The organism is Sphingomonas sp. LH128 (assembly GCF_000293195.2).
Classification (GTDB): Bacteria; Pseudomonadota; Alphaproteobacteria; order Sphingomonadales; family Sphingomonadaceae; genus Novosphingobium; species Novosphingobium resinovorum_A.
In genome coordinates, this window is record NZ_ALVC01000305.1 from 1 (window position 1) to 6,713 (window position 6,713).

Annotated in this window: 6 protein-coding genes; all 6 read left to right on the top strand. The window is 68.0% G+C overall.

Features of this window, described 5'->3' with window-relative positions:
• The coding region (locus LH128_RS22045) for an ATP phosphoribosyltransferase regulatory subunit (RefSeq protein ID WP_008831903.1) at positions 1-486 on the top strand (486 nt) is incomplete at its 5' end.
• A 139-nt stretch (positions 487-625) separates the two neighbouring features.
• On the top strand, positions 626-1,696 hold the full coding sequence (gene prfA, locus LH128_RS22050) for a peptide chain release factor 1 (protein WP_008831904.1): 1,071 nt from the start codon (positions 626-628) through the stop codon (positions 1,694-1,696).
• A gap of 135 nt (positions 1,697-1,831) precedes the next feature.
• Positions 1,832-2,689 (top strand): peptide chain release factor N(5)-glutamine methyltransferase, encoded by an 858-nt coding sequence (prmC, locus tag LH128_RS22055; protein WP_008831905.1) that lies wholly within the window; start codon positions 1,832-1,834, stop codon positions 2,687-2,689.
• Between the two features lie 253 nt (positions 2,690-2,942).
• Positions 2,943-3,794, top strand: a complete 852-nt coding sequence (locus LH128_RS22060; protein WP_008831906.1) for a DUF4167 domain-containing protein — start codon at positions 2,943-2,945, stop codon at positions 3,792-3,794.
• Between the two features lie 73 nt (positions 3,795-3,867).
• Positions 3,868-5,517, top strand: a complete 1,650-nt coding sequence (gene lnt, locus LH128_RS22065; RefSeq protein ID WP_008831907.1) for an apolipoprotein N-acyltransferase — start codon at positions 3,868-3,870, stop codon at positions 5,515-5,517.
• A 44-nt stretch (positions 5,518-5,561) separates the two neighbouring features.
• Positions 5,562-6,713, top strand: a 1,152-nt coding sequence (gene metK / locus LH128_RS22070; protein WP_008831908.1) for a methionine adenosyltransferase, incomplete at its 3' end; no start/stop codon positions are given.

Genomic DNA, 6,713 nt, shown 5'->3' on the forward strand with positions numbered 1-6,713 from the left:
GCCGAGGCGCTGGTGCGCGGGCTGGATTATTACCGTCACACCGCCTTCGAGTTCGTGACCGACCGGCTGGGTGCGCAGGGCACGGTGCTGGGCGGCGGCCGCTACGATGGCCTGATGTCCGCGCTCGGCGGTCCCGAGACCCCGGCGGTCGGCTGGGCAGCGGGGATCGAGCGCCTTGCGATGCTGGTGGCGGACGCGGGCCAGACCGCCGAGGCGCCGCTGACGGCGATGCTCGCGGTCGAGGACGATGCGGCGCTGCACTTCGCGCTCAAGACGCTGACCGCGCTGCGCCACCAGGGCATCGATGCCGAGATCATCGCCACCGGAAGCCCGCGCAAGCGCTTCGACAAGGCGGTGAAGTCGAACGCGAAGGCGATCGTCTCGTTCGTGGTCAAGGACGGTGTGCCGACTGCCAACTTGCGCGCGGGTGAAACCACCCCGGCGCGGCTGGCCGTGGAGCAGGTGCTGGTGACCATCCAGCCGTGATGGGAGCATGGCCACAACTTCGCGGAGGGCTTCGACAGGCTCAGCCTGAGCGGGGTTGGAGTTTTACGCTGCGTCCGCTCACCCTGAGCTTGTCGAAGGGTCAGGCGCAGCCTCTCGAAGCCCCGGAAGGCGCACGCTGATGGCGATCTCCGACATTCGCCTCGCCCAGCTCGGCGGCCGTCTGGCCGAACTGGAGGCGCGCCTTGCCTCGGGTACGCTTGAGGGGGAGGCCTTCGTCGCCGCCAGTCGCGACTACGCCGAACTCGAACCGGTGGCGCGCGCCGCCGCCGAGGTCGTCTCGATGCGCGGCGAACTCGAATCGCTGCTTGGCCTCGAAGACCCTGACCCCGAGATGCGCGCCCTTGCAGCCGAGGAAGCCGCACGCCTCAAGGCAGAGCTGCCCGAGGCCGAGCGCCGCCTCGCCATCGCCATGCTCCCTCGGGATGCCGCCGACGTGCGGCCGGCGATGTTGGAAATCCGCGCCGGCACCGGCGGCGACGAGGCCGCGCTGTTCGCCGCCGACCTCTACCGCATGTACGAGAAATACGCCGCCGAGCAGGGCTGGCGGGTCGAGATGGTCAGCGCCAATGCCAGCGATGTCGGCGGCTTCAAGGAAGTCGTCGCCAACGTCACCGGCTCGGGCGTCTTCGCCAAGCTGAAGTTCGAAAGCGGCGTTCACCGCGTGCAGCGGGTGCCGGTGACTGAATCGGGCGGGCGCATCCACACATCGGCGGCCACCGTCGCGGTCCTGCCCGAACCCACCGAGGTCGACGTGGCGATCGAGGACAAGGACCTCAAGATCGACATCTACCGCGCTTCGGGCGCGGGCGGGCAGCACGTCAACACCACCGATTCGGCGGTGCGCATCACGCACTTGCCGTCGGGCATCGTCGTCACCTGCCAGGACGAGCGCAGTCAGCACAAGAACAAGGCCAAGGCGATGCAGGTCCTGCGCGCGCGCCTCTACGAAAAGATGCGCGACGAGGCGCAGGGCGCCGAGGCCGAGGCGCGCAAGGCCATGGTCGGCTCGGGCGACCGCTCGGAGCGCATCCGCACCTACAACTTTCCGCAGGGGCGCGTCACCGATCACCGCATCAACCTGACCCTGCACCGCCTGCCCGAAGTGCTCGAAGGGCCGGGCCTGGCAGAACTGGTCGATGCGCTGATCGCCGAGGACGAGGCCAAGCGGCTGGCGGCGATGGATGGGTAGAATCCCTGTCGCCAGGACCCTTCGACCCTTCGATAAACTCAAGGCCCAGGGTGAGCGGAATTTCGTGCAACCGGTTTGTTCCCAGGGCCCGCTCATCCTGAGCTTGTCGAAGGATCATGCCTGGCCTCTCGGCATATGACCGCAACAGCCGCCACCGTTGCCGACGCCATCCGGGACGCGGCCCTCCGCCTTGCCCAGACCAGCGACACTGCCCGTCTCGACGCTGAAGTGCTGATGGCCCATGCGCTGGGCGTCACCCGCTCGCAGCTTTTGCTCGGCCGCATGCGCGATCCGGCGCCCGAGGGCTTCGCCGCGCTGGTCGAGCGGCGTGCCGCGCATGAACCGGTGGCCTACATCACCGGCACGGCCGAGTTCTACGGCCTCGAACTCGCGGTCACCCCGGCCACGCTGATCCCGCGCGGCGATACCGAGACACTGATCGAGGCTGCCCGCGAGGCGCTGGCCGCCCGCCCTCCCGCCCGCATCCTCGATCTCGGCACCGGGACCGGCGCTCTGCTGCTGGCGGCGCTGTCGGTATGGCCGGAGGCGCAAGGCGTCGCCATCGACATCTCGGCCGACACGCTGGCCGTGGCGCAGACGAATGCCGATCGCCATGCTCCGGCCGCCCGGTTGCTGGTGGCCGACTGGACAAAGCCCGGCTGGTCCGTCGATCTCGGCCGGTTCGACCTGATCCTCACCAACCCGCCTTACGTCGAGGATTCGGCCGAACTCGACACTTCGGTCCGGGCCTTCGAGCCTGCGGGCGCGCTGTTCTCGGGGCCGGAGGGGCTGGACGACTACCGCGTCCTCGTGCCCCAGCTTCCCGGCCTCATGGCGCCAGGCGGTGTGGCGATGGTCGAGATCGGCTGGCGACAGGCCGAAGCCGTGGCGGCGATCGGCGCGGCTGCCGGGCTGTCGTCCCGGGTTCATCGCGATCTGGGCGGCCGCGACCGGGTCGTCGCGTTTTCGGGGACAAACGTACTTGGGGCGTAAGTTTCCGCTTGGAATCGTCCTCTACAATCCCTAATGATTACCGCGAACCGGCCGATGGACGATGATTTCCCATACCCGGTTCGCCTCCAGCATTTGCAAGCGGTCGGCGGCGTCAACGCAACCGACAGGGCAGATGGGGAAAATCGCGGCGGCCGGGGGGCCGGTCGGGATCATGTGACGTACGGCAGTCCGGTTGATCGGGACCGGAGCGTGCCAGGGTTTTAAAGCCCGGGGTTTTGAGGAAAGTCATCCCTTGAATAACAACAATCGTGGTAACAACCGTCGGCGCGGCCGCGGTAACAACCGCCAGCAGGGCGGCCAGCAGACCAACCGGATCGACAGCAGGGCACGTGGCAATGCGCCGCAGCTTCTGGAAAAGTATCGGAAGATGGCGCACGACGCCCACCTCAATGGCGACCGCGTGACGGAGGAATACTACCTCCAGTTCGCGGATCACTACTTCCGTGTCATTGCCGACCAGAAGCAGCGTCAGGAAGACGCTCGCCAGCCGAATCAGCCGCGCCGCGACGATCATCGCCAGAACGATTACGGCGACGATTACGGTTCGTACGACGATCCCTACGGCGAAGCGCCGTCGGCTCCCGTCGAACGCGCCCCGCGCCCCGAGCGTGAACCGCGCCAGTACGAGCAGCGCCAGTATGAGCCCCGGCATGAACAGCGTGCTCCGGAGCCCGCCGCCGCTGCCGTCGAGGATGCCGCCGAGCCGGTTGCGGACGCTGGCGATGCGTCGGCCAATCCTTACGAGCCGCCCGAAAATCCTTTCGTGCGCGACAATCGCGCCTCGCGCGGCCTGAAGCAGCGCAAGCCGCGCGGCCCGCGCCGGGACGAAGGCGAAGAGCCCCGGGGCGAGGCGGAGCAGGCTCCGGCCCCCGTCGCTCAGGAAGAGCCTGCCGGCTTCGACGCCGCAGTGCTTCCGCCCGCGATCTCGGCCAAGCCGGCCCGCAAGCGCACGCCCAAGCCCGCCGCCGAAGCCGTTGCTCCGGCTCCCGAGGCCGAGCCTGCCGCCGAGGAAAAGCCGCGCCGCCGCCGCACCCGCAAGGCTGCCGCGGGTGACGAGGCCGCTCCCGAGGCTGTCGAGGGCTGACCCTCCTTCCCGGCGCGCGTGCACGGGACCGTAACTGGTCCCTTGCGTCGCGCCGGGCCGGGCTTACAAGCCCATGGCGATGCAGTCCGACCGGTACGCTTCGCCTTTCCTTAGAACCCTTGCCCTGGCCGTGCCCCCTCGGCCGGGTGCGCGTGCGCTGGCGGCCATGGCCGCCGGCGTTCTCGCGGCCTGCGGCTTCCAGCCCCTTGCGCTCTGGCCGCTGACCCTGATCGGCGTCGCCTGGCTGCTCGAACTGGTGGTTCGGGCAAGGACGGGGCGGCAGGTCTTCCTGCTCGGCTGGTGCTTCGGGCTCGGCCACTTCACCCTCGGCAACAACTGGATCGCAACCGCCTTCACCTATCAGGCGAACATGCCCGCATGGCTGGGGATGATCGCCGTTGTTCTGCTGGCGCTCTACCTCGCGCTGTTCCCGGCGGTGGCGGTGCTGGCTGCCTGGCTGGTGGCACGGCCTGACCGCCGCGAAGGTTCGCGCGGTTTCGCCGCGTTCGCTTTCGCTTTCGCCGCAACCTGGATCGTGACGGAGTGGATTCGCGCGTGGCTGTTCACCGGCTTTGCTTGGAACCCGCTGGGTATCGCGCTGCTGGGTGGGTTCGAGAGCCGGGGGCTTGGTATTCTGGCGCCGTGGATCGGGACGTATGGCCTCTCGGGCGTGCTGGTGCTGGTGTCCGGCTTGCCCGGCATCTTGGCCCGGCTGCCCTCCGGCAAGGTGCTTGCGCCCATCGCCGTCGCGGTGCTGGCGGGCGGGCTTGGTTTCGCCATGCATGCGCCCCCTCCGGCTCCGCAGCCCGGCCCTGTGCGCTACACGCTGGTCCAGCCCGACATCCGGCAGGAGTTCATCGACGACCCGCGCTATTTCGAACGCAATTTCCAGCGCCTCGCGTTGCTGTCGCTGCCGCGCGCGCCGGGGGACCGGCGGGCGGTGTTCTGGCCCGAATCCGGGCTCGGCGATTTCCTGCGCGACGGCTATCCGAGCTATCTCTACCGCATCTATACGTATGCCGGTGATCCGGAGATCGCCCGACGCCGCCTCGGCCGTGTGGTCGGGCCTTACGGACTGCTGATGACCGGCGCCGTCGATCTCGTCATGGAGGGCGAGGAGGAGAAGGCGGCGCGCAATTCGGTGACCGCAATCGACGGAAACGGGGCGATCCTGGCAGGGTATTCCAAGGCCCACCTCGTGCCTTTTGGCGAGTATCTGCCGATGCGCTCTCTGCTCGGGCCGATCGGGCTCAGCCGTCTGGTCGCGGGGCAACTCGACTTCCTGCCGGGACCGGGGCCGCGCACCGTCGACTTCGGCGCCTATGGCAAGGCCGGAATCCAGATCTGCTACGAGATCGTCTTCAGCGGCGAGGTCGTCGATCCCGCCAACCGGCCCGACTACATCTTCAACCCCTCGAACGACGGCTGGTTCGGCGCCTGGGGACCGCCCCAGCATCTCGCGCAGGCGAGGCTGCGCGCGATCGAGGAGGGGCTGCCGGTGCTGCGCTCGACCACTACGGGAATCAGTGCGGTGATCGATGCCGACGGGATCGTGCGAGCCTTTGTGCCGCGCCACCAGGCGGGTCGTCTCGACGGGCTGATCCCGCAGGCCCATGAGCCGACGCTCTTTGCCCAACTCGGTAACGTTCTTCCGCTCGCGCTTGCCGCACTGCTGATGGCGGTTGCGCTTTGCGTGGTTGCACTCGGGCGCCGTCGGGTCTAGACCGCGCACTCACATAAAGCTTCCTTTATATCCCAAGGGATCACATGCGCAGCAACTACGTCTTCACGTCCGAGAGCGTCTCCGAAGGCCATCCGGACAAGGTTTCCGACCAGATTTCCGACGCCATCGTCGATCTGTTCCTGTCGAAGGATTCCGAAGCGCGCGTCGCGTGCGAGACGTTGACGACCACCCAACTCGTTGTCCTCGCAGGCGAAATCCGCTGCAAGGGTATCTTCGAGAATGGTGAGTGGGCCGAAGGCGCGCTCGAGGAAATCGAGAAGACCGTGCGCGCCGTCGTCAAGAAGATCGGCTATGCGCAGGACGGTTTCCACTGGGAAACCTTCGAGTTCATCAACCGCCTGCATGCCCAGTCCGCGCACATCGCGCAGGGCGTCGACGCGGCGGGCAACAAGGATGAAGGCGCGGGCGACCAGGGCATCATGTTCGGTTTCGCCTGCGACGAAACGCCCGACCTGATGCCGGCGACGCTCGATTACAGCCACAAGATCCTGCACAAGCTGGCCGAAGACCGCCACTCGGGCGCCGCGCCGTTCCTTGAGCCGGACGCCAAGAGCCAGGTCACCCTGCGCTTCGAGAACGGCGTGCCGGTGGAGGCCACCGCCGTCGTCGTCTCGACCCAGCATGCGCCGGGCTACGACAAGGGCGAACAGGAAGCCGAACTCAAGTCCTACGTGAAGACGGTCGTGACCGAGCTGCTTCCCGAGGGCTTCGTCACCGACAAGACGGTCTTCCATATCAACCCGACCGGTTCGTTCGAGATCGGCGGCCCTGACGGCGACGCGGGCCTCACCGGCCGCAAGATCATCGTCGACACGTACGGCGGTGCCTCGCCGCACGGCGGCGGTGCGTTCTCGGGCAAGGACCCGACGAAGGTGGACCGCTCGGCCGCCTACGTGACGCGCTATCTGGCGAAGAACGTGGTCGCAGCCGGCCTCGCCACGCGCTGCACCATCCAGGTGTCCTACGCGATCGGCGTGTCCGCGCCGCTCTCGCTCTACGTCGACACGCATGGCACCGGCAGCGTCGATGACGCCGTGCTGGAAGCCGCGATCGCCAAGGTCTCGGCCGAGAAGCTGGGCGGACTGACCCCGCGCGGCATCCGCGTCGGCCTTGGCCTCAACAAGCCGATCTACGGCCCGACCGCGGCCTATGGCCACTTCGGCCGCCAGCCCGAG